This window comes from Streptomyces sp. NPDC030222 (genome assembly GCF_055573115.1).
This window is the reverse complement of record NZ_JBVICA010000028.1, coordinates 40,525-65,816: the sequence shown is the minus strand read 5'-3', so window position 1 is coordinate 65,816 and position 25,292 is coordinate 40,525. Positions and strand designations below refer to the sequence as shown.

The following is a 25,292-nucleotide window of genomic DNA, read 5'->3' as shown; positions in this document are numbered from 1 at the left end:
GTCCGTTCACCGGACGCCGGAAGGGAACCCTCCGTACGGGCGTGCAGGATCCGGCCACTCGCCCAGGAGGCCGGGCCGAGTGCGTCCGGACTCGCGCACGCCGCACCGCGGCAGCCGACGACGGCCGAAGCCGACCACCGGCCATCGGCCACCGGCCACCGGCTCGGAGCCCCCCGGGTGCTGACGGGGACCCCGTTGACGACCGGCCCCGATGGCTCGCTCTCGCGCCCCCGTCCTCCACGGGTGCCGGTCTCTTCCGATCTCCCTCCACCTCTCGCGCTCTCGCCCGACGCTCCCGCGAACCCCGGCGAGGTGACGGGCGTTCCCCGACGTTAACGCCGTTTGCAATCCTACTCACCGGCGTCCGGCCACGCCCCCGATCGGCACCCGCCATCCGGACGTGCGGACAGGCCCGGCGAGCGGCTCGTCACGAACCGCCGCGCCGATTCCCGAGGACATGCCCGGCCGTTCCACCGACCACCTGGACCAGGCCGCGCGGCCCGGGTGACATGCCCGACGACCCGACGACGGCGACGGGCACGGGACCCGCAGCCCCACCTGCACCGGGGCCCCGAGAGGTGGGCCGCCGGCCCGTTCTCCGCCAGTACTCCACCGGCCCTCACGACGCCCGCCCAGGCCTCGGAGGAGACTATCTGACGCTTCGTCAAAAAGATTTGTTTGCGGAGGCGATGAACGAAACCGGGTGGGCCGTCCGTATGAAGGAGCGGACGCGTCCCCTCCCGGTCCCCCCTCGGAGTCCGGAGCAAGTCCCGATTCCCCCGCAGAGAGGCGAAGAGTTGAGCCACAGGCGAATACCCAAGCGGAAAGCCATTCTCGCTGGAGCCGGGGCGGTGGGCATCGCCGCAGCGGCCATCCTGCTGCCGAATGCCAACGCCTCTCAGTCCGGGTCCGCGGACGGTCAGGACAACCCCGAAAAGATGAGTGCCGCGGCCGCGGCGCAGCGCCTCCAGCAGCTGGGCAAGCAGCTCGGCGACTCCTACGGCGGCGCGTTCTACGATTCGGCGAAGCAACAGCTCGTCGTCAATGTCGCGGGCGATGACGACAAGGCGCAGGACCGGGTCAGGCGTGCGGGTGCGGTCCCCCGCGCCGTGCAGAACAGCATGGCCTCGCTGAATTCCGCGACGCAGACCCTGTCCCGCAAGGCGACCGTTCCCGGAACTGCCTGGGCGGTCGACCCCAGGACCAACCAGGTCCTCGTCACAGCGGACCGCACGGTCACCGGCGCCCGCTGGGACAAGGTCGAGTCCGCGGTCCAGGCGCTGGGGGACGGCGTGGCCCGCATCCAGAAGTCGAAGGGCGAGTTCAAGCCCCTCGTCGAGGGCGGTGACGCCATCTTCGGCGGCGGCTCGCGCTGCTCCCTCGGGTTCAACGTCACGACGCAGAACGGACAGCCCGGTTTCCTCACGGCGGGTCACTGCGGTGTCGCCGCCCAGAAGTGGTCGGACTCCCAGAACGGTGCGCCCATCGGCACGGTGCAGGAGGCGGTGTTCCCCGGACAGGGCGACTTCGCTCTCGTCACGTACGACGATCCGGGCACCCAGGCCGCGAGCGCCGTCGACGTGGGCAACGGACAGCTCGTGGAGATCAAGCAGGCGGCCGACGCGGCCGTCGGCCAGCAGGTGTTCCGGATGGGCAGCACCACCGGTCTCCGCGACGGCCAGGTCACGGGTCTCAACGCCACGGTGAACTACCCGGAGGGCACGGTCACCGGGCTCATCCAGACCAACGTCTGTGCCGAGCCCGGCGACAGCGGCGGCGCCCTGTTCACCAGGGACGGGAACGCGGTGGGCCTCACGTCGGGCGGCAGCGGCGACTGCACCGCCGGCGGTGAGACCTTCTTCCAGCCCGTGACGACCGCGCTGCAGGCCGTGGGCGCCCGGATCGGCGCGGGCGGCAACGGCGGTGCCGCGAACGCCGGTGCCGGCAACAACGGCGGCCTGGCCAACGCGGGTGCCGGTAACGGCGACGGCGCGAACGCGGGCGCCGGTGACAACGGCGGTGCCGCGAACGCCGGTAACGGTGACGGCGCAAACGCAGGCGCCGGTGACGATGGCGCCGCCGCGAACGCCGGTGCCGGCGACGCCGGTGCGGGCGCCCCCGGCAATGACGCAGGCGACCCGGCGAACGGAGCCGGGCAGCACAACTGAGACGGCAGTCGGCAGCCGGCGCGCCGGCCCGGACACCGCCTGGTGTCCGGGCCGGCGCCGTCATACCGCCGTGCCGGCCGGCCATGGGCAGAACGGCTCAACCCCCACCCCGGCCATGTGTCCGGACGCCTCACCATCCACTGTGACGTGTGCGGCCACCGCGCTTGGCCTCGCCCATGGCGCGGCCGAGCGCGGCCTTCTGCTGCCAGTCGCGGCGGATCTCCGCCCGGAGGCGGGCGTCGGTCTTGGCGACGATGCGCTGGTTCTCGCGCAGCAGCTTGCGGTAGCTGTCGAGACGACGCTCGGGCAGCGCGCCGTCGTCGACTGCGGCGAGCACGGCACAGCCGGGTTCCGCCTGGTGGGCGCAGTCGTGGAAGCGGCAGTCCGCTGCGATTTCCTCGATCTCGGAGAAGACCTGTCCGACGCCGGTGCCGGCGTCCCACAGGCCGACGCCCCGGAGTCCGGGGGTGTCGATGAGGGCGCCGCCGCCGGGCAGGGCCAGCAGGTTACGGGTGGTGGTGGTGTGCCGGCCCTTGCCGTCGACGTCACGGGTGGCCTGGACCTCCATGACGTCATCGCCGAGGAGGGCGTTGGCGAGGGTGGACTTGCCGGCGCCCGACTGGCCGAGCAGTACGCTGGTGCCGCCGGCGAGCGCGCCGGACAGGACGTCGATGCCCTCGCCGGTGGCCGAGCTGACGGCCAGGACCACGACACCGGGCGCGCTGGTCTCCACGTCCTGGACGAGGTGGGACAGGGTGACCGGGTCGGGCACCAGGTCGGCCTTGGTGAGGACGACGACCGGCTGTGCGCCGCTCTCCCAGGAGTCCGCCGCGTTATGCAGCAGTGCCTCACCGTTCGAGCTGGACATGGCGAGCACCAGGAACCGCTCGATCCGCCCGAGGTCCAGTTCGACCGCGAGCGACACACAGATGACGACGTAATCGATGTTAGTGGCCAGGACTTGGCCCTCGGAACGCTTCGATGACGTAGACCGCACGAAGGCCGTCCGGCGAGGCAGCAGCGTCCGCACGTACAGCGGGTCGCTGCCCTCGGGATCGACCGCGACCCAGTCCCCCGTGCATACGACCTTCATCGGGTCACGGGGGACGACGAACTCGGTGTCGGCGCGGACGGTGCCGACTGGGGTGATGACGTCGCACAGGCCACGGTCGACCCGAGCGACGCGGCCAGGCAGGAGACCCTGCTCGGCGTAGGGAGCGAACTCGGCTTCCCAGCCCTCGTCCCAGCCGTAGACGGCGAGAGGGTGCGATGAAACGGAAGAAGCCGAAAGGAAAGAGGAAGACAAGGGGTGACCCTTCACAAGGGTGGCCCCGGCACCGCGCTCACTGGCGCGGGAGAAGCGGAGAGGTCAGCCGGAGGCCACGGAAGTGGACTGAATGAACTTCCGGATGCGGGCAGCGCCCATCTCAACGACAGCCATCGGTCACACCTCCCAAACAGGTCAAGTCACCCCGGCAATGTGGGGCTACCGCTCGAACAGCCTCGACCCTAGAGGTACATGGGCCCATGACGCCATCGAATTATGACAACCCATGTTCACGTCCTCGGGGCACGGGTCATGCCATGCCGTAGAGCGTCTGTAGGTCGACCAGTCGGATATCCGGGTCGGCCTGTGCGGCCGCGTATGCCTTGTCGTTGAAGCCTGCGCCGCTGAAACACATGAGTCGGGTACCGGTGGTGTCGTAGCGTCCCGCCTGGGTGATGAGGTCGCGGATGTGCTGGAGGCGCTCGATGTGGGCGATGCCCATGGTGTCGTTCCACTTGGCCTCGCCGATGGCCAGGAGCGGTGGCTTGGAACCGTCGGCGATGCCGATGACCGCCACGTCCACTTCGTGTCCGATGCGGGCCTTCGGATCGTGCACCACTCCGTGCCCGACCCGGGCGGGCAGACCTCCGATCAGTTCTGGGTCGGCGTGGTGCAGCGCCCAATCGCGGCAGACCTGTTCGAAATGAGGGCCGAGGACGTTACTCGTGAAGCGGCGGCGGCTGGCCTGCCAGACCCGAGCTGCGCTGCCGGGGCGTTCCAGCTGGTCCCAGACGGGTCGCATGATGGCGTGATAGAAGCCGATCAGCGGTTCGGCGATGCGGTAGGTGGGGCGGTTGTCGCGGAAGGCGTCGGCATCTCGGTGCAGCAGACCGGCGTCTTCGAGGACGTTGATGGGGTGTGCGATGTCGGTGGCCTTGCGTTCCAGGTACCCGGCCATACCTCCGCGGGTGGCGTTGCCGTCGGCGACCGCGGCCAGTACGGACAGGTACAGGGCGGTGTCCCGCAGGTCGGGCTCTTCCGCGAGCAGATAGCGGGCCTCACGGAACAGAGGGGTCTCTGGGTTGAGGACGGTGCGGACGACCCAGTCGTCGAAGTCGTCGGCGCCGTTCGGAGTGTCGCCGCGGGCGAATTCCCGTCGGTACGCAGGTGTGCCGCCGACAATCGCGTTGACCTGCAGGGCCAGGCGCGGGTCTGTGATGTTCCAGAATTCGGCGGCCAGGCGGTGGTCGAGAGGGCGGACGACCAACTCCAGCCCTGCCCGGCCTCGCAGGGGGGCATTGCCGGACAGCAGCCTGCCCATGAACGACAGCGCCGAGCCGCACAGCAGTAGCCGGGTGCGGGAGCCGCTGCGCTGGTCGCGCAGGGTTCGCAGCGCCTCCTGGATGATCGAGGGGAGCTCCGGATTCGCCTTGGCAAGGTATGGGAACTCGTCGATCACGACGGGTACGGGCCGCTCGGTGCCCAGCGCGAGGAGCGCGTCGGCAGCCTCGGCCCAGTCGGCGAAGTGGTACGGACTGGCAGGTCGCACATGCGCGGTGAGCGCGGCGCTGATACGCCGCAGGGACTCGGCATCGGCGGCCTCGGTCGCGCCGAAGTAGAACCCGCCTGCGGCGCGGCAGGCCGCGTCGAGCAAGAAGGTCTTGCCCTGTCGGCGCCGCCCGGAGACCACACCGAGCGTCGCGCCAGGCTGTTCATCTTCGACGAACCGTGTCAGCGCCGACCATTCGTAGTCGCGGTCGAACATCTCAACGGGCTTGTCCATGCTCCACCCTATAAGTAGAATCACACATCTATAAACTGTACCCCTACATCAACGATCGCTGCAGCTGCCGGATGGCCGGGTTTCCGTGAGCCGGAGTCTGCTTGACTTGCGGACGGCCACCGACGCAAGCCGGCCGGGAGAGACGCACGCCAGTGGAGTTCAGGCTGTGTCGAGTGGACGGCGACCGGTGCGGCTCGCCACACCGCGCATGCGCATGCTGGGCGGTGCAACGACCCCGATCCCCTTTCGGCACGAGGCCGCATGGAGACGGCTGGGCCTCTTCCGGTCGACGACGCGCTCGGCCCCCCGATCGGCCCGGTTGCGGCCTGGAAGCAGCGCAAGCATGTGCCAGAGTGGAGGAGTGAGACAGGAGAGGGTGGCCTGTCATGTCCACACACTTCGATCCCCACAGTTCGGCCATGGCCCACTCCGTCCCCATCGACCGGCGGAGCGAGGAGTACGCGGACCTCTTTGGGCAGGCCCCGGTGATCTTCGCTGCTCTCAGTGGCCCGAGACACCTGCTGGAAGTGGCGAACTCGGCATTCTTCGAGGCCGTGGGGTGCGACCGCGGGCGCGTCGGCGAGCCGGTCGGAGAGGTGATTCCGGAACTGGTTCCGCAGGGCGTCCTCGCCCGGCTCGACGAGGTCTACGACACCGGCGTCGCATACCGGGCCCGGGACGGGCGGCTGATGCTGGGAGAGCCGGGTAGGCAGCGGGAGGGGTTCTTCGACTTCACCTACGAGCCCCGTTGGGACGAGGCCGGCCGCATCGACGGGGTCGTGGTGATCGCGGTCGAGACCACCGCGTACCACGACGCGCATCTCCTGGCCTCGGAGCAGCGCGTGCTGCTGGAGCAGATCGCACGTGACGCCCCTCTCACCGAGATCCTCGACGGCATGGCCACGGCGATCGAAGAGCTCTCCCCGGACATGATCGTCTCGGTACTGCTCGTCGATCCCGACGGACAGCGCCTGCGGCACGGCACCGCCCCGCGCCTGCCCGACTTCTACAACGAGGCGATCGACGGGACACCCATCGGCGAGGGTGTCGGCTCGTGCGGCACGGCCGCCTTCCGGCACGAACCCGTGATCGTCACGGACATCGCCACCGACCCCCTGTGGAAGGACTACCGAGACCTGGCGCTGCGGGCCGGAGTCGCGGCGTGCTGGTCCACGCCGATCCAGGACACGGACGGCCGGCTGCTGGGCACCTTCGCGATGTATCACCGCACCCCCAAGGCGCCCGCGGACAGGGATGTGACGCTCAGCGTTGTGTTCACGCGCATAGCCGCGCTGGCCATCGAACGCCACCGTGCCGTGGAAGCGAGGCGCGCCGCCCAGGAGCGGGAAAAGGCCGTCCGTGAGGATCTGGCCTTCCTATTGGAAGCAAGCACCGCGATCACGGGCGAGACACACTATTCGGAGAGCCTGCAGTGCCTGGCCAGGCTGACTGTTCCGGCCCTGGCGCCGCTGTGTGCCGTCCATGTGGTCGAGCACGGCCGGACCCGCCGCATCGCCGTCGCCGCCTCGACGCGGGACGGGGAACAGCTCCTCTCCTCCCCCGCGCTGTGCGACGACGTGGACGCCGCCGTCGCCCGCGTACTGGCCTCCGGCACCATCGAGACGGCCCATACGAGCAGCCCCTGCGCGCAGCTCGGGGTCACGGGTTACGTGTGCGTGCCGCTGGCCACCCGGGGCCGTACCTTCGGCACGCTGACGCTCCTGGCCACCTCCCTCACTCTGGACGGCCACACGATCGCCCTGGCCCAGGAACTCGCCCGCCGGGCCGCTTCGAGTGCCGACAACGCCCACCAGTTCACCGACCGCGTCCGGCTGGCCCACGATCTGCAGGCAGGCCTGCTGCCTCCCGAGTTGCCCAGGATTCCCGGCGCGACCTTGGCCGCCTCGTACCATCCGGCCGGTGAAGGACTCGACGTCGGCGGCGACTTCTACGACGTCTTCGCGCTGTCCGGCGACCGCTGGGCGTTCATGATCGGCGATGTGTCGGGGCGCGGCGCACTGGCGGCCACCACCACCGGAATGGTCCGCCACACCGCACGCGCCGCCGCCCGCCTTCTGAACGACCCGGTGGCGGTGGTCGCCGCCATCAACGACGCGTTGACGGCAGGCACCGCCGAAGAGGACCGCTTCGTTTCACTCGTTTACGGCGAACTGCGGCGCTCCGCGTCCCACCTCGCGCTCAACCTGATTCGAGCAGGCCACGTACCGCCCCTCCTGCGCCGGGTCGACGGCACGGTCGAAGAGCTCACGCAACCAGGCCTGCTGTTGGGCATACGTCCCGACCCCGGCTTCTGCCCGTGCCACATCGACCTGCGTCCCGGCGACAGCCTGGTCCTGGTCACCGACGGCATCACCGAGGCTCGTTCCGCCGAGGGCGAATTCTTCGGCGAGGACCGCTTGGCCGACGCGCTCATCGCCAACCGGATCACGACGCCCACCGCCGCCACCCTTATCGAGTCCCTCACCGCCGCGGTCACCACGTTCGCAGGCGATGCCTCCCTCGACGACCGGGCCGCGTTGGTTGTCACCGCCACCTGATGGTCACGATGGCGCAGCAGCCATCGCCGCGCTCACAGCGCGCAGGAGGCAGCGAGGTCAGCCGGAGACAGGGGAGGTGGGGTGGATGAACTCCCGGATACGGGCAGCGCCCGTCACAGGCCGTGCTGGTCGAGGAGCCGCATCAGGTTCCGCCTGCGCTTGTGGCCGGCACGCAGAGCAGCGAGGTACGCGGCGAACTCATCTTCGATGCCCAGGCGGCGATGGCAGTCGCGCATGCTCAGCAGCAGACCGGTCAGTTGCTCGTAGACGGCGTTGCCCGTCTGTTTCATGAGCGGTTCGGCCAGCCGCAGGTAGACCCCGAGCGCGTCGGCGGGACGGACGGTGCGGGCCCGGTCGGCAAGGCGAGCCACTGCCGGTCATGGCCGCCCGTTTCAGCCGCGGCCCGCCAAGCGGCGTCGACGTCGCCGTCGTCGAGCAGGGCATCGACCAGGGCCGGGCCGCCGTACCAGGACGGCGCTCGACCGGCTCTTCCTCGCCACGGCCCCCAAGGGCGCAAAGGTCCCCTCCCATGAGGACGTCGCGACCGCCATCAACATCGCGGCAGGCGAGCGGAGCATCAGCGCCACCTATCTCTGGCAGTTGCGCACCGGCCGGAAGACGAATCCGACCAAGAAGCACCTTGAGGCCCTGGCCAAGTACTTCGGCGTCAGCCCCGCCTACTTCCTCGACGGCGACAAGGCACGGCGCATCGACGAGCAACTCGCCCTGCTCCAGGCGCTCAAGGAAAGCGATGTGCGCAGCATCGCGCTCCGGGCCAACGACCTCTCCGCGTCGAGCCGTCAGACCCTGGCCGGGGTGGTGAGCCAACTCCGGCAGCTCGAAGGGCTGGGAGAGGACCCAGAGCGGCTGGAAAACGACGGAGCGTAGACCGTTGTCCATGTGAGTTCGCTCTAGAGTTGAAGATCCACATCGGGCGGCCACCCGCACGCCGGACTGTGCACCGCGTCCAGCCCTGACCAGGCTCGGACGATCTGGAACGGCGCCGGAACCGGCGCCTCGGTCCGGACGCACGAAGGGTGCCCGCCCTTGATCCAGGGGAGGACCGGTTGAAGGAGCGCACGCTTCGACGGGTGCGCAAGGAGACACTGCTCCTGGCCCTCGCCGTACTCGGCCTCACCCTCGCCACCGCGGCAGTCGGCACGCACCACCCGGATGCCAATTTCCGCAGCCTGGATCTGCGCGACCCGGCGCTCGCGAGCTTCTACCTCATCGCCAGCCTGTACCTCGTCTACGCCCTGAGCATGGCCCTGCGATGGACCTGCGTGTACGCGCGGGCGTCCCAGCGCCCACTGGCGACCGGTCTCTGGATGGCGGCGGCCGGCATCGGCGCCATGGCCGTGTCGTGCGCAATCCGCACGGTGCTGACGGTGGTCCGCTGGCAGGGCGGCACCGTGCCCCGGCCGGTCGTCCTCGGCTCCAGCCTGATCGTCGCGGCGGCGGTGCCGTTGTTCCTCGTCGGCGTCACCTACCCCGGAATCGCCACGCGGCTCGCGGCGCTGCGGCTGCGCCGGCACCACCGCCTGATGTACCACCGGCTCGGGCCGTTGTGGGAACTCCTGCACGAGGCCTACCCCGAAGACGCCCTCGACAGGGTGCGGACCACCCGGTGGCGCGACCGGCTCGACCCCCGCGGCGTCCACCGCCGCTACTACAGGAGGGTCATCGAGTGCCGGGACGGCCTGGTGCGGATCAGCCCGTCACTGGCTCCGGCAGAGGACGGCTCCCCCGCCCGCCCGCAGTCACCCGAGAACCTGGCCGACCAGCTGCACGCCGCACTGCACCGGCTCAAGCAGGGCGAGCCGGTTCCGGCCCAAGCCACCGCCGTCGCCGTACCGCACTCGCAGAGCCTGGAGGACGACGTGCGCCAGCTCGTACGGCTGTCGGACGCACTCGAAGCACGCTCCCGCGCCAGGGACGTACCCACAGACCAAGGGAGCAGCACGACGTGAGCCAGACCCTGATCACAGCACGACGTATCCTGCTCCACCCCGATCGTCCGCGGGTCCCGGACGGCGCCGTCCTCGTCGACGGGGACGTTATCGTCGCCGCCGGAGCCCGCGAAGACGTGCTGCCGCACGCCGAAGCGGACTGCCGGACCGTGGACCTCCCCGACGGCACCACCATACTGCCCGGGCACTGGGACCGGACGGCCAGACCGGCCGGCTGGCGGCGGGCTACCGCGCGGACCTCCTCGTCGTCGACGGCAATCCGCTCGAAACCCTGGACGCCCTGCGCGCCGTACGCCTCGTCCTCGCCGCCGACCGCCCCCACGTCCCGCACCGGGCAGCCCTGCGCACAGCAGCACACTGAAGGCGTCGCGGCCAGGCAGGGTGCCGTCGACGGGTTTGGTGGCGTACGTGGCGACCGCGGTGTGCCCGGCCGCTTTCGCCTGCCGCATCAGTTCGGTCCCCATGAGCTTGTTCCGCTTTGACGGACGCCATCGGTGTGGTGGTCAGGCCGCGAGGGCGGCCTCATAGTCGGCCGGACTGCGGTAGCCGAGGCTGCTGTGCAGCCGCCCCGCATCGGATCGTGCGGGGTGACGAACGCGGTGTCGGCGCGCACGATGCCGTCAGCGGTCATGACGTCGCACTGGCCGCGGACCACGCGGCCGGGCACCAGGCCCTGCTCGGCGTGCGGGGCGAACTCCTCCTCGAAGCGCCCTCCTCGGCGATGACGCCCACCTTGGCCCGGCCGTCACGGGCGGCGTCAATTCTTTTTCCGGGCCTGTGCCGCCTCCGCCGCCTTCCGGACCTCCGCCGTCTTCCGCGCCTCCGCCGTCTCCCGCGCCCCGGTGGGCTTCCGCGCCCCGATGGCTTTCCGCACCCCGGTGGCCTCCCTCGTCGCCGCGGCGCTGTCGAGCAGCATGTCGAGGGCGGTCGGATAGGCGCTGTGGTTCATGGTCGCGACCAGCAGGGGCGCGGTGGCGGCGATGTTCGGGTGGGTGTCCGCGGGCAGCCGGGCGTAGGTGGCCCGCCACACCTCCTCGTCGGCGGCGCGTGCCGCTTCGGGCAGTGCGAGGCTCGCGGCGTCGAGTGCGGCGAAGGCGAGGCTCTGGTCGATGAACGCGTGGTAGATGCGTACGGCGTCGGGGTCGGGGAAGCCCGCGCCGCGCAGCACGCCGAGCACCGTCTCGTCGGCGGCGACCTCGTGGGCGCGGCCGCTGACCCGGCTGGCGGTGAGCACGGCGGCCTCGGGGTGGGCGACGTAGGCGGTGTGGATCCGGAGTCCCAGTTCGCGCAGGTCGGCCCGCCAGTCGCCGGTGGCCCGCCAGCCGCGCATCGCGCGTCCGATGAGCTCGTCGGCGATCGCCAGGGTCAGATCGTCGGTGCCGCGGAAGTACCGGTACAGGCTGCTCGGGTCCGCACCGAGCGCCGTGCCGAGGCGCCGCACGGTGAGCCCTTCGCGCCCGTGTTCGTGGAGCATCCGCAGGGCGGTCTCCACGATGAGCCGCTCGGACAGCACGACGCCCTGCTTGGTCGGCCGTCTGCGCCGCCGGGCCTCCTCCGCTACCACGCGCTCGGCCACGGTCAGCCCCTCTCGTTCGGCCAGCGGTCTTCCGCCAGTGGTCTTCCACCGGTGGCCTTCCGCCAGGTGCTCCGCGGTGCGCCGCCGATGGCCTTCCGCAGGTCGTGCCGCCCGCTCCGGCCGGCCGCCCTTCCCGGTCCCATCGGGCGCATCTTATGTCAACGCCATTGACGTGATGTGGCGGGGCCGCGTTTCCTGGCGTCGCCGAGGGGCGCCGTCCCCGGAGACGAAAGGCATTTCCACCATGCGAGTACTGCTTGTGGGCGCGGGTGGTGTGGGCACCGCGATCACCCGGATCGCCGCCCGCCGCTCCTTCTTCGACCACATGGTCGTCGCCGACTACGACCTGTCCCGCGCGGAGGCGGCGGTGGCCGCCCTGGGCGAGGAGGAGTCCCGGTTCAGTGCGGCGCGGATCGACGCCTCCGACAAGGCCGCCGTGACGGCGCTCCTCGCCGAGGCCCGCTGCGACGTACTGCTCAACGCCACGGACCCGCGGTTCGTGATGCCCCTGTTCGACGCGGCCCTGGCCGCCGGGGCCGACTACCTGGACATGGCCATGTCCCTCTCCTACCCGCACCCCGACCGGCCGCACGAGGCCTGCGGGGTCAAGCTCGGCGACGCGCAGTTCGAGCGTGCCGCGGAGTGGGAGGACGCGGGGAGGCTGGCGCTGGTGGGCGTCGGTGTGGAGCCGGGACTCTCCGACGTCTTCGCCCGCCATGCGGCCGAGGAGCTGTTCGACGACATCGAGGAGATCGGCGTCCGGGACGGAGCCGACCTGAGGGTCGAGGGATACGAGTTCGCACCGTCGTTCTCCATCTGGACGACCATCGAGGAGTGCCTGAACCCGCCGGTGATCTGGGAGAAGGACCGCGGCTGGTTCACCACGCCGCCGTTCAGCGAGCCCGAGGTCTTCGACTTCCCGGAGGGCATCGGCCCGGTCGAGTGCGTCAACGTCGAGCACGAGGAGGTGCTGCTGATCCCCCGGTGGGTGGACGCACGGCGGGTCACCTTCAAGTACGGACTGGGCCAGGAGTTCATCGACACGCTGAAGACGCTGCACAAGCTGGGCCTGGACCGGACGGAGAAGGTGACGCTTCCCGGGGGCGTCGAGGTCTCGCCGCGCGACGTGGTCGCGGCGTGCCTGCCCGACCCGGCGACGCTCGGCGACCGCATGCAGGGGAAGACCTGTGCCGGCACATGGGTGAAGGGCACCAAGGACGGCCGGCCGCGCGAGGTGTACCTGTACCACGTGGTCGACAACCAGTGGTCGATGAAGGAGTACGGCTGCCAGGCCGTGGTCTGGCAGACCGCCGTCAACCCCGTCGTGGCGCTGGAGCTGCTGGCCTCCGGCACCTGGTCCGGCTCCGGCGTCCTCGGCGCGGAGGCGTTCGCACCCCGGCCCTTCCTGGACCTGCTGACCGCGTACGGCTCCCCCTGGGGCCTGCGGGAGCATTGACAACCCGCGATTTCCTCTCCGTTGCGGGGCCGGAGCCATGTCCGACGTATCCGTATCCGACGGATCCGCATCCGGCCCCGACGACCGCGCGGTGCGCACCTCGATGACGAAGTGCGCACCTCGATGACGAAAGGGGGTCGACAGGCCGCCCTTCGAAGGCGTTGACGAGCTGCGTTTCGGCAATGGCGGATCGCCCTTGTGCGGTTCGCCACACACACACATCCCGTCCGCGATGGCGGGGAACTGCGCTACGAGCGTGCCCGGTTGGGGCCGCGCAGCCGTCGAGCGGCTACGGCACGCAGGCGGCCGCCCACGGGGCGCAGCCATGACCGGGCGATGGGCCCACCGAAGCCGGCCGTCCACCCCCCTCGGATGTCACCCCTGGTGAGCATGGGTTCAACTTCCGTAATCCACTGGACCGTTGGGAGAACTCCGGTGTGACGTAGAGCGCGTGAGCATGGCATGATCCCTGCCGTTATTACCTCTGAGTAATGACAGCCACCCCCCCAACTCACATCGCCCGAGGATCAATCGTGCGCATGCTCACCAGGAGAGTCCTGGTCCCCGCTCTGACTGCGATCGCTCTCACCGCGAGCGGATGCTCCACCAGTACCCCCACCGCCGCCGGCCCCAGCGCCCCCGGCAGCACCCCGGCAGCGGCTGCGACCGTCGACGAGAGCCAGGATCTCGACGTCGCCGCGGCGCCGCAGAGCACCTCCACCCCCACGGCCGTCGCCCGTCCCGGTGCCAAGGACGGCAATGCGAAGAAGAGCGCCCTGAAGGTCGCGTCCTTCGACGCCGCCAGCCGACGCGCCGTCATATCCGTGCCCCGCCAGGGCACCGGGGCCTCCGCGCCGGCCACGAAGACACCGTCGGCCGGGAAGCCGTCCGCCTCCGCTCCCACCGGCGCCGCGCCCGTCGCCGTCGGCGACGTCATCGCGAGCGCCCCTGCCCCCGGCGCGCCGCAGGGTCTGCTCGCCAAGGTCACCGAGGTCGTCGGCACGACCGACAAGGGCACCGAGGTCAAGACCGAGCCGGCCACGCTCGGCGCGCTCCTCGACAACGACAAGGCCGACGGCACCGTCGCCGTGGACCCGTCCACCTTCGAGGTCGAACCGCTGCTGAAGGGGGTCAAGTTCTCCTGGGCGAAGACCGGCGGGCTCCGCTTCGGTCCCAACGGCGGGCAGCTGCCGCTGGGCAACCTCCGGCTCGACGTCGGCACCTCGGTCGGCACCGCTCCGGACGCACCCGTGTCCGCCGCCGCGTCCGTGTCCGGCTTCGTGCAGCTGGCGCCGAAGGTCGAGTTCTCGTACGACGGCAGCGCCAACGGCCAGGCGGGCAAGCCCGGACCGGGCGCCGCGTTCCTCGGGATGAGCGGCGACTGGTCCTCCCAGTGGGCGTTCAGGGGCAAGGTCACGGCGGCCGCCAAGCCGGCCCGCATCCCGTTCGCCAAGCTGCACGCCGACCCGGTGATTCAGGTCGGCCCGGTCCCCGTCGTGGTCAACCTCGGCCTCACCCTCTACATCCAGGTCGAGGCGGACGGCAGCATCACCCTGGACGTCGAGCAGGACGTGCGCGGTGACTTCCGCGTCGGCGGCAGCTACAAGCCGTTCAAGGGCTGGACCCCGGTCAGTACCTCCCAGGTGAAGGGCACGCCCGTCCGCGCCACGGTGACCGCCGCGGGCCAGGGCAAGGCCGCCCTCGGCGCCGAGGCGTCGATCGGTCTGTACGGCGCCGTCGGCGTCACGGCGGACTTCGCCCCGTACGTGCGCGGCGAGGGCAAGGCCGTGGCCACCGCGTCCTCCGACGGTTCCGCCTCGGTCGTCGGCAGCTGGCAGGTGCTCGGCGGGTTCGATCTCTCCGGAAACCTCCAGCTCCAGCTGTCGATCTTCGGTACGCCGGTGTTCTCGCACCGCATCCCGCTCGGCAGCCTGAACCGCGAATGGCGCCTCGCCGGCGGCGAGGGCAGCGTCTCCACCGCCAAGTCGCCTTCATCGCCTTCACCTGCTGCCTGATCCGGGTCCGGAAGCCGGGCCCACCACGGCCGAAAGGGCGGTCGTCGCTCCCCCGCCGGGGAGGGGCGTACCGCCCTTCCGGCTTCCCGGCCCCTCTCCCGCCGGGCCCCGGGACACCCTCTAGGCTGCCGGGCGTGAACACCCCACCAGCCAGTTGCTCCTGCTGCGGCGACCCTCTCGCGGACGAGCGGCGCATCGACGTCCGCTTCGGTCTGCCGGACGCGGCCCGTACCGTGCCGGAGGAGTCCTTGCACAGCCCGGGTCCCTCCGCGCTGCTCCGCGTCGACGGCGTCGGCTCGTTCGTCCGCTGTCTGCTCCCCGTCCGGCTGACCGGCGACACCGAGCTGGTCATGGGGACCTGGCTGGAGGTCGACGAGGCCACCCTGCGGCACGCCCACGCGGTGTGGGACGATCCCGCCTACGCCGAGCTGTCCCTGCGGGGGACGCTCGCCAACGCGATCCGTCCCTGGGGCGACGCCCTGCTGGGCGCCGGGGTCACCGCCCGGGTCCGGGACCCGGAGGAACTGCCGTACGTGGCCGAGGGCCACCACCCGACGGCCGTCTGCGTCCTGACGGACACCTGGGACCGCGACCACGTGCTCAGCCGCTTCCCGCATGCGCTTCCCGTCACCGTGCGGACCGACCTGGGCGAGGGCTGGTCCGTGGAACGCACCGCCGGGCTGTCGGGCCGGTTCGCCGACGGCGTGGACCAGTTCGCCGGTCCTGGGCGCAGCGTGGCGATCACCGTGTTCGAGGACGACACGCCCGGACGCGCCCCCGAGGACTTCCTGACCGCGCTGCTCGACGGCTCCCCCGCCGCCCCGCCCGCTCAGCGGCTGACGGAATCCCTGCCGGAGGGGGTGCGCCACGCCTTCTGGCTCACCCCGGACGACCACGGCCGGGCACGTCACGAGCTCTACGGGTTCACGGTGCTCGCCGGCGGGACCGCAGCCGGGGTGTTCTGCAGCCATGAGGCGGCGGAGGACCTCCGGTGGGCCCAGCACGTCTGGCGGTCCCTGGAGGGGAGCGCCGGCACGGACGCCGGGGCCGTGGGGTGACGAGCCGGCCCGCAGCGCACCGTGGGCGGTGCGTCCGCCGGACGGGTCCTCAGGAGGCGCGTCCGTTCTTGTTGCGGTCGCCGGGCGTCCACAGATGGGACGTCACGTCGTCCGGCGGCAGGAAGCGCGACCAGCGCTCGGGGAACTCCGACGGCATGCCCGGGTCGTCGCCGTCCTCCTCGGCGTGCCGGGCGGCCTCCGCGCGGGCGAGGATCGCGGCGGCCTCGGCCTCCCGGACCCGTTCGTTGGCGGCGCGGGCCGCGGCCGTCGCGACGGACGGCCAGACGTGGTCGAGTGCGGCGTTGACGGCGGCCCCGACGAGCACGGCGAAGGCGGAGATGCCGATCCACAGCAGCACGGCGATGGGCGCGGCGAGCGAGCCGTAGATGGTCGGGCCCTCGACGGTGCTGGTCAGGTAGATGCGGAGCAGGAAGCTGCCCAGCACCCACATGGCGAGCGCGACCAGGGCTCCCGGGACGTCCTCGATCCACGGCGACCGTACGGGTACGGACACGTGGTACAGCGTGGTGAGGAACGCGACGGACAGCAGGATCACCACCGGCCAGTACAGGACGCTGACCACTTCCGCGCCGAACGGCAGGAGTTCCACGAGCCGGTCCGGCCCGACCACCGCGAGCGGCAGCACGACCGCGCCGATCACCAGGGCGATCAGGTAGAGCAGGAACGCCAGCAGCCGGGTGGCGACGATGCCGCGGACCCCGTCGAGCCCGTACATGACGGTGATGGTGTCGATGAAGACGTTCACCGCCCGGGAGCCGGACCACAGCGCGATGCCGAAGCCCAGGGAGATCAGGTCGGGCCGGCCGCCCTGGGTGACGTCCTCCAGGAGGGGTCTGGCGACGTCGTTGACGCCGCGGTCGGACAGGACCGTGCCGGCCGCGTGGAGGATGTTCTCCTCGATGCTGGCGACGGTGTGGGTGTTGGTCCAGTCGTCGACGTACCCGAGGAGTCCGAGCAGGCCGAGGAGCAGCGGCGGCAGGGACAGGAGGGTGAAGAAGGCGGCCTCGGCGGCCAGGCCGAGGATGCGGTACTCGATGCAGGAGTTGACGGTGTCCTTCAGGAGCAGCCATGCCAGCTTGCGTTTCGAGACGTGCGGGTAGAGGACCCTGGCCCGATGGATCCGGCCGTGGGGCCGCTCGGGTGTTTCATTTGCAGGCTGCACGTCCTTACCGTATCCGCATGGCAGCCAGCACCCACACAGTGACCAACCAGGTCCCGCCCCTGGTGGGGTACGACGTCTTCGGGTCCGACCGGGCCCTGACGGAGGCGGTCGAGCGGCATGTCGGTCCCGAGCTGATCGACGAGGTCCGGGACGAGCTGACCCTGCTCGGGACGGCCGCCGGTTCCGCGCAGGTGCAGGAGTGGGCGACGCAGGCCAACGACAGCCCGCCGGTCCTGAGGACGCACGACCGGTACGGGAACCGGATCGACGAGGTGGTCTTCCACCCGGCCTGGCACCGGCTGCTCGGCAAGGGCGTCGGCGCGGGCCTGACGAACGCCTGGGGCCGGCCGGCCGGGCACGTGCGCCGGACCGCGGGGTTCCTGGTGTGGTCGCAGGCGGAGGCCGGGCACCTGTGCCCGCTGTCGATGACGCATGCGGCGGTGCCGGCCCTGCGCACCGATCCGGCCCTCGCCGCCGAGTGGGAACCGCGGCTCACCTCGCAGCTCTACGTCCCCGAACTGTGGCCGGCGGCCAGGAAGCCCGGTGCACTGTTCGGGATGGGCATGACCGAGAAGCAGGGCGGCAGCGACGTGCAGGCGAACACCACCCGGGCGGAACCCCTGGCCGCCGCCGGCGAGTACCTGCTGACCGGCCACAAGTGGTTCTGCTCGGCGCCGATGTCGGACGGGTTCCTGGTGCTCGCGCAGGCGCCCGGGGGTACCTCCCGTGCCGGAGGCCGCGGGGGCGGGCTGACCTGCTTCCTCGTGCCGCGGGTGCTGGAGGACGGCACCAGGAACGTGTTCGCGATCCAGCGGCTCAAGAACAAACTGGGCAACCGGTCCAACGCGTCGGGCGAGGTGGAGTTCGACGGGACCTGGGCACGGCGGGTCGGCGAGGAGGGCCGCGGCGTCCGGACGATCATCGGGATGGTGGCGGCGACCCGGCTGGACTGCACGACGGGTTCGGCGGCCCTCATGCGCCAGGCGGTGGCCCAGGCGGTGCACCACTGTGCGTACCGCAGTGCGTTCGGCGGAGTACTGATCGACAAGCCGTTGATGCGGAACGTGCTGGCCGATCTCGCGCTGGAGTCGGAGGCGGCGACGGTGCTCGCGCTCCGGCTGGCGGCGGCGTACGACGCGGGGACGGCCGGCGAGCGGGCGTTCGCCCGGATCGCGGTCCCGGTGGCGAAGTACTGGGTGACCAAGCGCTGCACTCCGGTGGTGGCGGAGGCCCTGGAGTGCCTGGGCGGCAACGGCTACGTGGAGGAATCGGGGCTGCCGCGGCTGCTGCGGGAGTCACCGGTCAACTCGATCTGGGAGGGCTCGGGCAATGTCCAGGCGCTGGACGTGCTGCGGGCGCTGCAGCGGGAGCCCGAGTCGTTGAACGCCTTCCTCCAGGAGGTGGGGCGGGCCCGGGGCGCCGATCACCGGCTGGACGGGGCGATCAGGGACCTGCTGACCGAACTCGCCGATCTGGACGGGATCGAGGCGCGGGCCCGGCGGCTGGTGGAGCGGATGGCCCTGGTGCTCCAGGGAGCGCTGCTGGTCCGCTGGGCACCTCCCGAGGTCGCGGACGCGTTCTGCGCCTCGCGGCTGGGAAGGGACTGGGGCACGGCGTTCGGAACGCTGCCGCACAGCCTGGACCTGGCGTCGGTCGTGGAAAGGGCACGGCCCGGCGTGGAGTGAGCCTGCGGCGGCGCGGCACGAGGGGAGGCGTGACGCGGTGGAGGAGGACCGGAACGTCCGGCGGGGGTGGTGCTGCGCCGACACGGCACCACCCACGCTCGGACCGGACGTCCGGTGCGTCATCACTTTCGTACGCACACGCGGTGGTGCGCGAGGGTTGCAAAGGGTTGCAGCGGTGCGGGGGCGCGGTGCCGTACCGCGGCGGCGGGGGCGGCACGATGGACGGCGGGCCGCCGCCGCGGCGTCGACGGGGAGGAAACGGTGCACGACACGCCACTCGACGTGGCCAGACTGTCCGCGATGGACTCGGTGGAGGCCGCGCGGCTGCTGAAGGGGATCCGTGCCGCGGCACTGACGGGCCGACGGCACAGCCTCGCCCCGCGGGACGACATCCGGGAGTCCTGGCAGCGGATGATCAGCCGCGGCCTCGACCCGGACCGGGACTGCCGTGCCGGGCTGCTGCCGCTGGAGGACGTCGAGCAGCGCCGCCGCGAGTCCCCGCTCGCGGGGGTGCTGCCGGTGCTGCGGGAGGGTCTGGTGTCCATGGCGGACGCCGCCCGGCACATCATGGTCGTCGCGGACGCGGAGGGCCGGATGCTGTGGCGCGAGGGCCATGGCGCGGTGCTGCGGAAGGCCGATTCACACGGCTTCGAGGTGGGCGCCGACTGGAGCGAGGGCGTGGTCGGCACGAACGGGGTGGGGACGGCCCTGGTGACCCGCCGCCCGGTCCAGGTCCACTCGGCCGAGCACTATGTCTCCACCCACCACAACTGGACGTGCGCGGGCGCGCCGGTGGTGGACCCGCGGGACGGCCGGCTGCTGGGCGCCATCGACGTCAGCGGCCCGCTGACCAGCATGCATCCGGCGACGCTGTCACTGGTCACCTCGGTAGCCCGGCTCGCCGAGGCCACGCTCAGGGAACGGCACCAGCGGGACATCGACCGGCTGCGGCAGGTCGCCGCGCCCGTGCTGTGCCGGGTGGCGGGCCGGGCGCTCGTGGTGGACGCGCACGGCTGGACCGCGGCGGTGACCGGGATGCCGCCGGTGCCCCGGCTGGCGCTGCCGAAGGTCTTCCGGGCGGGCCGGGTGTGGCTGCCCTCGCTCGGCATGTGCGAGGTGGAGCCGCTCGCGGGGGGCTGGCTGGTGCGTGCCGCGGAGCAGCCGGGCCGGGAGGCCGCGCCGCGGCGCGTGGTCCTCGATCTCAGCCGGCCGCGGCGCGCGGCGGTGACGGTCTCCGGCGAGGCGGGCAGCTGGACGAAGGAGCTGAGTCCGCGGCACGCCGAGATGCTGTACGTGCTCGCGCTGCGCCGGGACGGGTGCAGCGCGGCCCGGCTCGCCGCGGACCTGTTCGGGGACGCCGGCCGCACGGTGACGGTCCGGGCCGAGATGTCCCGGCTGCGGCACGATCTGGCGGAGGTCCTGGCCCACCGCCCGTACCGGTATGCGGACGACGTCGGTGTGGAGGTGGTGGTCCCGGGCCGCCCGTCCGACCTGCTCCCGGATTCCACGGCGCCGGCGGTGGTGGCGGCGCGGGCGGAGGCGTCACGGCGCCGGTCCCCTTTGTCGGAGGCCGGGCGTGCATGATTCCCTGGCAGGCATGAGCATCGACGTCACCACCTGGTCCCTCCACCAGACCTCGCCGGACGATCTGCGGCCCGCCTCCGTTCCCGCCGGAGACATACGGATCGTGCGCGCCGAGGTGCCCTCGGCCGAGTTCAGCCGGTTCCTGTACACGGCGGTCGGCGGGGACATCCACTGGAAGGACCGGCTGGATCTGCGGTTCGACGAGTGGCAGGAGCTGCTGGAGCGCCCGGGCTCGGAGACGTGGGTGGCGTACGAGAAGGGCACCCCGGCGGGATACGTGGAGCTGGCGGCGCAGGACGAGGGAGTCGTCGAGATCGCGTACTTCGGGCTGATACCGGCCTTCCGCGGCCGCCGCATCGGCGGGCATCTGCTGTCGTACGGAACGGCCCGCGCCTGGGACCTGGCGGAGCGCTGGCCGGGAGTGGGCCCGACGAAGCGGGTGTGGCTGCACACCTGTTCCTTGGACGGGCCGCACGCGATGGACAACTATCTGCGACGGGGATTCTCACTCTTCGAGACGAAGACCGAGGAGATGTCCGAGAGCGAGACGCCCGGACCGTGGCCCGGAGCCCGGTAGTTCCCCGCACCGGCAGGCCCCTCGGGGTGATCGGCGACACAGTGTCCCACGATACGGGACACTCTCGTCCAAATTACGGACAGCAGTGGACCGGCCACGAGTCCCCATGCCAGTCTTCGGTCATGTCTTCAGCTGGAATTGCCTTGGTGAGTCGGCGGCACGTCGACCTCGGCCGCATGTCCAGCGCCATCTGTCCGGCGAGCTGACAGCCACAGCACCGCCGCGATTCCCCCTTTTCCGTCCCCGCGCAACGACGCGCCGCCCGGCGCCCCGCTGTGCCGGTGAGAGCCGCCCTCCTGCAGTCCCGAAGGACGTACCGCCATGGCCGCCACCCCTGAACAGCCCGCATCCGCTGCGTCGCCCCGCCGCAAGGCCGGGCGTCACCGCGGTGAAGGCCAGTGGGCACGTGGGCACTTCACTCCCCTGAACGGCAACGAGCAGTTCAAGAAGGACGACGACGGTCTCAATGTGCGGACACGCATTGAGACGATCTACTCCAAGCGCGGTTTCGACTCCATCGACCCCAACGACCTCCGCGGCCGGATGCGCTGGTGGGGCCTCTACACCCAGCGCAAGCCCGGGATCGACGGCGGCAAGACGGCCGTCCTGGAGCCGGAGGAGCTGGACGACGAGTTCTTCATGCTCCGGGTCCGCATCGACGGCGGCCGGCTGACCACCGAACAGCTGCGGGTCATCGGCGAGATCTCGCAGGAGTTCGCCCGCGGCACCGCCGACATCACCGACCGGCAGAACGTGCAGTACCACTGGATCCGCATCGAGGACGTGCCGGAGATCTGGCGGCGGCTGGAAGCGGTCGGCCTGTCCACCACCGAGGCCTGCGGTGACACCCCCCGCGTGATCCTCGGCTCCCCGGTCGCGGGCATCGCCGAGGACGAGATCATCGACGGCACCCCCGCCGTCGACGAGATCCACCGCCGGGTCGTCGGCAACAAGGCCTTCTCCAACCTGCCGCGCAAGTTCAAGTCCGCGATCTCCGGTTCGCCGCTGCTGGACGTGGCGCACGAGATCAACGACATCGCCTTCGTCGGGGTGAACCACCCCGAGCACGGCCCCGGCTTCGACCTCTGGGTCGGCGGCGGCCTCTCCACCAATCCCCGGATCGGCGTCCGGCTGGGCACCTGGGTGCCGCTGGACGAGGTGCCCGACGTGTACGAGGGCGTCATCTCGATCTTCCGCGACTACGGCTACCGCCGGCTGCGCAACCGCGCCCGGCTGAAGTTCCTCGTCGCCGACTGGGGCGCGGAGAAGTTCCGCCAGGTTCTGGAGGACGAGTACCTGAAGCGCAGGCTGGCCGACGGCCCCGCTCCCGAACAGCCCGTGCAGCAGTGGCGCGACCACGTCGGTGTGCACCGGCAGAAGGACGGCCGTTTCTACGTGGGCTTCGCACCGCGCGTCGGCCGGGTCGACGGCGCCACCCTGACCAAGATCGCCGAGGTGGCGGAGGCGCACGGCTCGTCCCGGCTGCGGACCACGGCCGAGCAGAAGATGCTCGTCCTCGACGTCGAGGAATCCGAGGTCGAGTCGCTGGTCTCGGCACTGGAGTCGCTGGACCTGCGGGTCACCCCCTCGCCGTTCCGGCGCGGCACCATGGCCTGCACCGGTATCGAGTTCTGCAAGCTGGCGATCGTCGAGACCAAGGCCCGCGGCGCGTCGCTGATCGACGAGCTGGAGCGGCGCCTCCCGGAGTTCGACCAGCCGATCACCATCAACATCAACGGCTGCCCCAACGCCTGCGCCCGCATCCAGGTGGCGGACATCGGTCTCAAGGGCCAGCTGGTCATCGACGACGCGGGCAACCAGGTCGAGGGGTACCAGGTGCACCTGGGCGGCGCGCTGGGCCTGGAGGCCGGGTTCGGCCGCAAGGTGCGCGGCCTCAAGGTCACCTCCGCCGAACTGCCCGACTACGTCGAGCGGGTCCTCTCGCGCTACCAGCAGGAACGTCAGGACGGCGAGCGCTTCGCCACCTGGGTCGCGCGCGCATCCGAGGAGGCGCTGTCGTGAGCGAGAGGGCCGTCCCGTTCCACTGCCCGTACTGCGGTGACGAGGACCTGCGGCCGAGCGAGCAGGGTCACGGCGCATGGGAATGCGCCGCGTGCAACCGCGCCTTCCAGCTGAAGTTCCTGGGCCTGCTTGCCCGCGGACTTCGCACCGACGCCACGGGTGGGGACTCGATATGACGACCGTTCGGGAAGACCTCAGGGAACTCGCCGAGCGCGCGGGGCGCGAGCTGGAGGACGCCTCCCCGCTGGAGATCATCGGGTGGGCCGCCGACACGTTCGGCAGCCGCTTCTGCGTCACCTCCTCGATGGAGGACGCGGTGGTCGCACACCTCGCCTCGCGGGTGCGCCCGGGGGTCGACGTGGTGTTCCTGGACACCGGCTACCACTTCCCGGAGACCATCGGGACCCGGGACGCCGTCGAGGCCGTGATGGATGTCAACGTCATCACCCTCACCCCCCGGCAGACCGTGGCCGAACAGGACGCCGAGTACGGCCCGAAGCTGCACGACCGCGACCCGGACCTGTGCTGCAGGCTGCGCAAGGTCCGGCCGCTGGAGGACGGTCTCGCGGACTACGACGCCTGGGCCACCGGCCTGCGCCGCGACGAGTCCCCGACCCGGGCGGACACCCCGGTCGTCGGCTGGGACGAGAAGCGGCGGAAGGTCAAGGTCTCGCCGATCGCCCGCTGGACCCAGGACGACGTGGACGCCTACGTCACCGAGCACGGCGTGCTCACCAACCCGCTGCTGATGGACGGCTACGCCTCGGTCGGCTGCGCCCCCTGCACCCGGCGGGTGCTGGAGGGCGAGGACGCGCGGGCCGGCCGCTGGGCGGGCCGGTCGAAGACCGAGTGCGGACTGCACGGCTGACGGGGGACGACGACGATGACAGAGCTTCAGGAGAATTCGATGAGCGTTGCGGCACAGGGCGCCACCGTGTGGCTGACCGGCCTGCCGAGCGCCGGCAAGACCACCATCGCCTACGAGCTGGCCGGCCGGCTGCGCGCGGAGGGCCACCGGGTGGAGGTGCTCGACGGCGACGAGATCCGCGAGTTCCTCTCCGCGGGCCTCGGCTTCAGCCGCGAGGACCGGCACACCAACGTCCAGCGGATCGGTTTCGTCGCCGAACTGCTGGCGAGCAACGGCGTGAAGGCGCTGGTCCCGGTCATCGCGCCGTACGCGGACAGCCGCGAGGCGGTGCGCAAGCGGCACGAGACCCAGGGCACCGCCTACCTGGAGGTGCACGTCGCCACTCCGGTGGAGGTGTGCTCGGTCCGTGACGTGAAGGGCCTGTACGCCAAGCAGGCGGCCGGCGAGATCAGCGGACTCACCGGCGTCGACGACCCGTACGAGGCACCCGGGACACCGGACCTGCGCATCGAGTCGCACCGGCAGACCGTGCAGGAGTCCGCGGCCGCGCTGCACGCACTGCTCACCGAGAAGGGACTGGCCCGATGACCACCGTCGTGCCCGCCAACGGCACCGTCGACAGCCCCTTCGCGCTGTCCCACCTGGACGCTCTGGAGTCCGAGGCGGTGCACATCTTCCGCGAGGTCGCGGGCGAGTTCGAGCGGCCGGTGATCCTCTTCTCCGGCGGCAAGGACTCCATCGTGATGCTGCACCTGGCACTGAAGGCGTTCGCGCCGGCCCCGGTGCCGTTCGCGCTGCTCCACGTCGACACGGGACACAACTTCCCCGAGGTGATCGACTACCGCGACCGCACGGTGGCCCGGCACAACCTGCGGCTGCATGTCGCCTCGGTGCAGGAGTACATCGACAGCGGCCGGCTGCGCGAGCGCCCCGACGGCACCCGCAACCCCCTGCAGACCGTGCCGCTGACCGAGAAGATCGCCGAGGAGAAGTTCGACGCGGTCTTCGGCGGCGGCCGCCGCGACGAGGAGAAGGCCCGCGCCAAGGAGCGCGTGTTCTCCCTGCGCGACGAGTTCTCCCAGTGGGACCCGCGCCGCCAGCGCCCCGAGCTGTGGGCCCTCTACAACGGCCGGCACGCACCCGGCGAGCACGTCCGCGTGTTCCCGCTGTCGAACTGGACCGAGCTGGACGTCTGGCAGTACATCGCCCGAGAGAAGATCGAACTCCCGGAGATCTACTACGCCCACGAGCGGGAGGTCTTCCTGCGCAACGGCATGTGGCTGACGGCCGGCGAGTGGGGCGGGCCGAAGGACGCCGAGACCACCGAGACCCGTCTGATCCGCTACCGCACCGTCGGCGACATGTCCTGCACCGGCGCCGTCGACTCGGACGCGGTGACGATCGAACAGGTCATCGCCGAGATCGCCGCCTCCCGGCTCACCGAGCGGGGCGCCACCCGGGCCGACGACAAGCTCTCCGAGGCCGCGATGGAAGACCGCAAGCGCGAGGGGTACTTCTAGTC

General features: G+C 71.2%; 21 protein-coding genes and 2 pseudogenes. 17 read left to right on the top strand and 6 right to left on the bottom strand.

The window, feature by feature from the left end; translation table 11 throughout:
* The first annotated feature begins 797 nt into the window (after positions 1-797).
* On the top strand, positions 798-2,168 hold the full coding sequence (locus ACZ4Z5_RS30155; protein WP_468268706.1) for a S1 family peptidase: 1,371 nt from the start codon (positions 798-800) through the stop codon (positions 2,166-2,168).
* Between the two features lie 130 nt (positions 2,169-2,298).
* Here ACZ4Z5_RS30155 and rsgA read toward each other — a convergent pair whose 3' ends face one another.
* On the bottom strand, positions 2,299-3,474 hold the full coding sequence (rsgA, locus tag ACZ4Z5_RS30150; protein ID WP_468268703.1) for a ribosome small subunit-dependent GTPase A: 1,176 nt from the start codon (positions 3,472-3,474) through the stop codon (positions 2,299-2,301).
* 271 nt (positions 3,475-3,745) lie between these two features.
* Positions 3,746-5,218 carry an AAA family ATPase gene (locus ACZ4Z5_RS30145; protein WP_468268700.1) on the bottom strand — a complete coding sequence of 491 codons (1,473 nt, stop codon included), beginning with the start codon at positions 5,216-5,218 and terminating at the stop codon, positions 3,746-3,748.
* A gap of 419 nt (positions 5,219-5,637) precedes the next feature.
* On the opposite strand from ACZ4Z5_RS30145, the gene ACZ4Z5_RS30140 reads away from it, so the two are divergent.
* Positions 5,638-7,776 carry a SpoIIE family protein phosphatase gene (locus tag ACZ4Z5_RS30140; protein WP_468268697.1) on the top strand — a complete coding sequence of 713 codons (2,139 nt, stop codon included), beginning with the start codon at positions 5,638-5,640 and terminating at the stop codon, positions 7,774-7,776.
* Positions 7,777-7,889: 113 nt separating this feature from the next.
* Here ACZ4Z5_RS30140 and ACZ4Z5_RS30135 read toward each other — a convergent pair.
* Positions 7,890-8,248 (bottom strand): annotated as a pseudogene (locus ACZ4Z5_RS30135) (SWIM zinc finger family protein); the annotation flags it as partial.
* Positions 8,249-8,376: 128 nt separating this feature from the next.
* Here ACZ4Z5_RS30135 and ACZ4Z5_RS30130 point away from each other — a divergent pair.
* The 3 genes from ACZ4Z5_RS30130 (at position 8,377) to ACZ4Z5_RS30120 (ending at position 10,228) form a co-directional block, all read left to right on the top strand.
* The gene (locus ACZ4Z5_RS30130; RefSeq protein ID WP_468268694.1) at positions 8,377-8,664 is read left to right on the top strand and encodes a hypothetical protein; all 288 of its coding nucleotides are present in this window, start codon (positions 8,377-8,379) and stop codon (positions 8,662-8,664) included.
* 149 nt (positions 8,665-8,813) lie between these two features.
* Positions 8,814-9,746: an MAB_1171c family putative transporter gene (locus tag ACZ4Z5_RS30125; protein ID WP_468268691.1), complete on the top strand. Its 933-nt coding sequence runs from the start codon at positions 8,814-8,816 to the stop codon at positions 9,744-9,746.
* Positions 9,743-10,228 carry a hypothetical protein gene (locus ACZ4Z5_RS30120; protein ID WP_468268688.1) on the top strand — a complete coding sequence of 162 codons (486 nt, stop codon included), beginning with the start codon at positions 9,743-9,745 and terminating at the stop codon, positions 10,226-10,228. The genes ACZ4Z5_RS30125 and ACZ4Z5_RS30120 overlap by 4 nt, the downstream gene beginning before the upstream one ends.
* Positions 10,229-10,263: 35 nt before the next feature.
* On the opposite strand, the pseudogene ACZ4Z5_RS30115 reads toward ACZ4Z5_RS30120, so the two are convergent.
* Both ACZ4Z5_RS30115 and ACZ4Z5_RS30110 read right to left on the bottom strand, forming a co-directional pair.
* Positions 10,264-10,446, bottom strand: a pseudogene (locus tag ACZ4Z5_RS30115) (ribosome small subunit-dependent GTPase A); the annotation flags it as partial.
* 57 nt (positions 10,447-10,503) lie between these two features.
* Positions 10,504-11,322 (bottom strand): TetR/AcrR family transcriptional regulator, encoded by an 819-nt coding sequence (locus ACZ4Z5_RS30110; protein ID WP_468268685.1) that lies wholly within the window; start codon positions 11,320-11,322, stop codon positions 10,504-10,506.
* A gap of 244 nt (positions 11,323-11,566) precedes the next feature.
* Between ACZ4Z5_RS30110 and ACZ4Z5_RS30105 the strand changes: the two genes are divergently transcribed.
* From ACZ4Z5_RS30105 to ACZ4Z5_RS30095, 3 genes are all read left to right on the top strand, one after another.
* Positions 11,567-12,778, top strand: coding sequence for a saccharopine dehydrogenase family protein (locus ACZ4Z5_RS30105; protein WP_468268682.1), 1,212 nt, complete (start codon positions 11,567-11,569; stop codon positions 12,776-12,778).
* Between the two features lie 533 nt (positions 12,779-13,311).
* The gene (locus tag ACZ4Z5_RS30100; protein ID WP_468268679.1) at positions 13,312-14,793 is read left to right on the top strand and encodes a hypothetical protein; all 1,482 of its coding nucleotides are present in this window, start codon (positions 13,312-13,314) and stop codon (positions 14,791-14,793) included.
* Between the two features lie 134 nt (positions 14,794-14,927).
* Positions 14,928-15,851 carry a DUF2199 domain-containing protein gene (locus tag ACZ4Z5_RS30095; protein ID WP_468268676.1) on the top strand — a complete coding sequence of 308 codons (924 nt, stop codon included), beginning with the start codon at positions 14,928-14,930 and terminating at the stop codon, positions 15,849-15,851.
* Between the two features lie 49 nt (positions 15,852-15,900).
* On the opposite strand, the gene ACZ4Z5_RS30090 is transcribed toward ACZ4Z5_RS30095, so the two are convergent.
* Positions 15,901-17,034: a YihY/virulence factor BrkB family protein gene (locus tag ACZ4Z5_RS30090; RefSeq protein ID WP_468268673.1), complete on the bottom strand. Its 1,134-nt coding sequence runs from the start codon at positions 17,032-17,034 to the stop codon at positions 15,901-15,903.
* Positions 17,035-17,051: 17 nt separating this feature from the next.
* Here ACZ4Z5_RS30090 and ACZ4Z5_RS30085 point away from each other — a divergent pair, with 17 nt between their 5' ends.
* The 9 genes from ACZ4Z5_RS30085 (at position 17,052) to cysD (ending at position 25,290) form a co-directional block, all read left to right on the top strand.
* Positions 17,052-18,719, top strand: a complete 1,668-nt coding sequence (locus tag ACZ4Z5_RS30085) for an acyl-CoA dehydrogenase family protein (protein ID WP_468268670.1) — start codon at positions 17,052-17,054, stop codon at positions 18,717-18,719.
* Between the two features lie 300 nt (positions 18,720-19,019).
* Positions 19,020-20,303: a GAF domain-containing protein gene (locus ACZ4Z5_RS30080; RefSeq protein ID WP_468268787.1), complete on the top strand. Its 1,284-nt coding sequence runs from the start codon at positions 19,020-19,022 to the stop codon at positions 20,301-20,303.
* Positions 20,304-20,316: 13 nt separating this feature from the next.
* Positions 20,317-20,880: a GNAT family N-acetyltransferase gene (locus tag ACZ4Z5_RS30075; protein ID WP_468268668.1), complete on the top strand. Its 564-nt coding sequence runs from the start codon at positions 20,317-20,319 to the stop codon at positions 20,878-20,880.
* 122 nt (positions 20,881-21,002) lie between these two features.
* On the top strand, positions 21,003-21,086 hold the full coding sequence (locus ACZ4Z5_RS30070; protein ID WP_468268784.1) for a putative leader peptide: 84 nt from the start codon (positions 21,003-21,005) through the stop codon (positions 21,084-21,086).
* Positions 21,087-21,201: 115 nt separating this feature from the next.
* The gene (locus tag ACZ4Z5_RS30065) at positions 21,202-22,902 is read left to right on the top strand and encodes a nitrite/sulfite reductase (protein WP_468268665.1); all 1,701 of its coding nucleotides are present in this window, start codon (positions 21,202-21,204) and stop codon (positions 22,900-22,902) included.
* Complete coding sequence (locus tag ACZ4Z5_RS30060) at positions 22,899-23,078, top strand: hypothetical protein (RefSeq protein ID WP_468268662.1); 180 nt, start codon at positions 22,899-22,901, stop codon at positions 23,076-23,078. The genes ACZ4Z5_RS30065 and ACZ4Z5_RS30060 overlap by 4 nt, the downstream gene beginning before the upstream one ends.
* Entirely contained in the window at positions 23,075-23,770 is a 696-nt protein-coding gene (locus ACZ4Z5_RS30055; RefSeq protein ID WP_468268659.1) for a phosphoadenylyl-sulfate reductase, read from the top strand. The genes ACZ4Z5_RS30060 and ACZ4Z5_RS30055 overlap by 4 nt, the downstream gene beginning before the upstream one ends.
* Positions 23,771-23,809: 39 nt before the next feature.
* Positions 23,810-24,358, top strand: a complete 549-nt coding sequence (cysC, locus tag ACZ4Z5_RS30050) for an adenylyl-sulfate kinase (protein ID WP_468268656.1) — start codon at positions 23,810-23,812, stop codon at positions 24,356-24,358.
* Complete coding sequence (gene cysD, locus ACZ4Z5_RS30045) at positions 24,355-25,290, top strand: sulfate adenylyltransferase subunit CysD (RefSeq protein ID WP_468268653.1); 936 nt, start codon at positions 24,355-24,357, stop codon at positions 25,288-25,290. Before cysC ends, cysD begins: the two co-directional genes overlap by 4 nt.
* Positions 25,291-25,292: the final 2 nt, after the last annotated feature.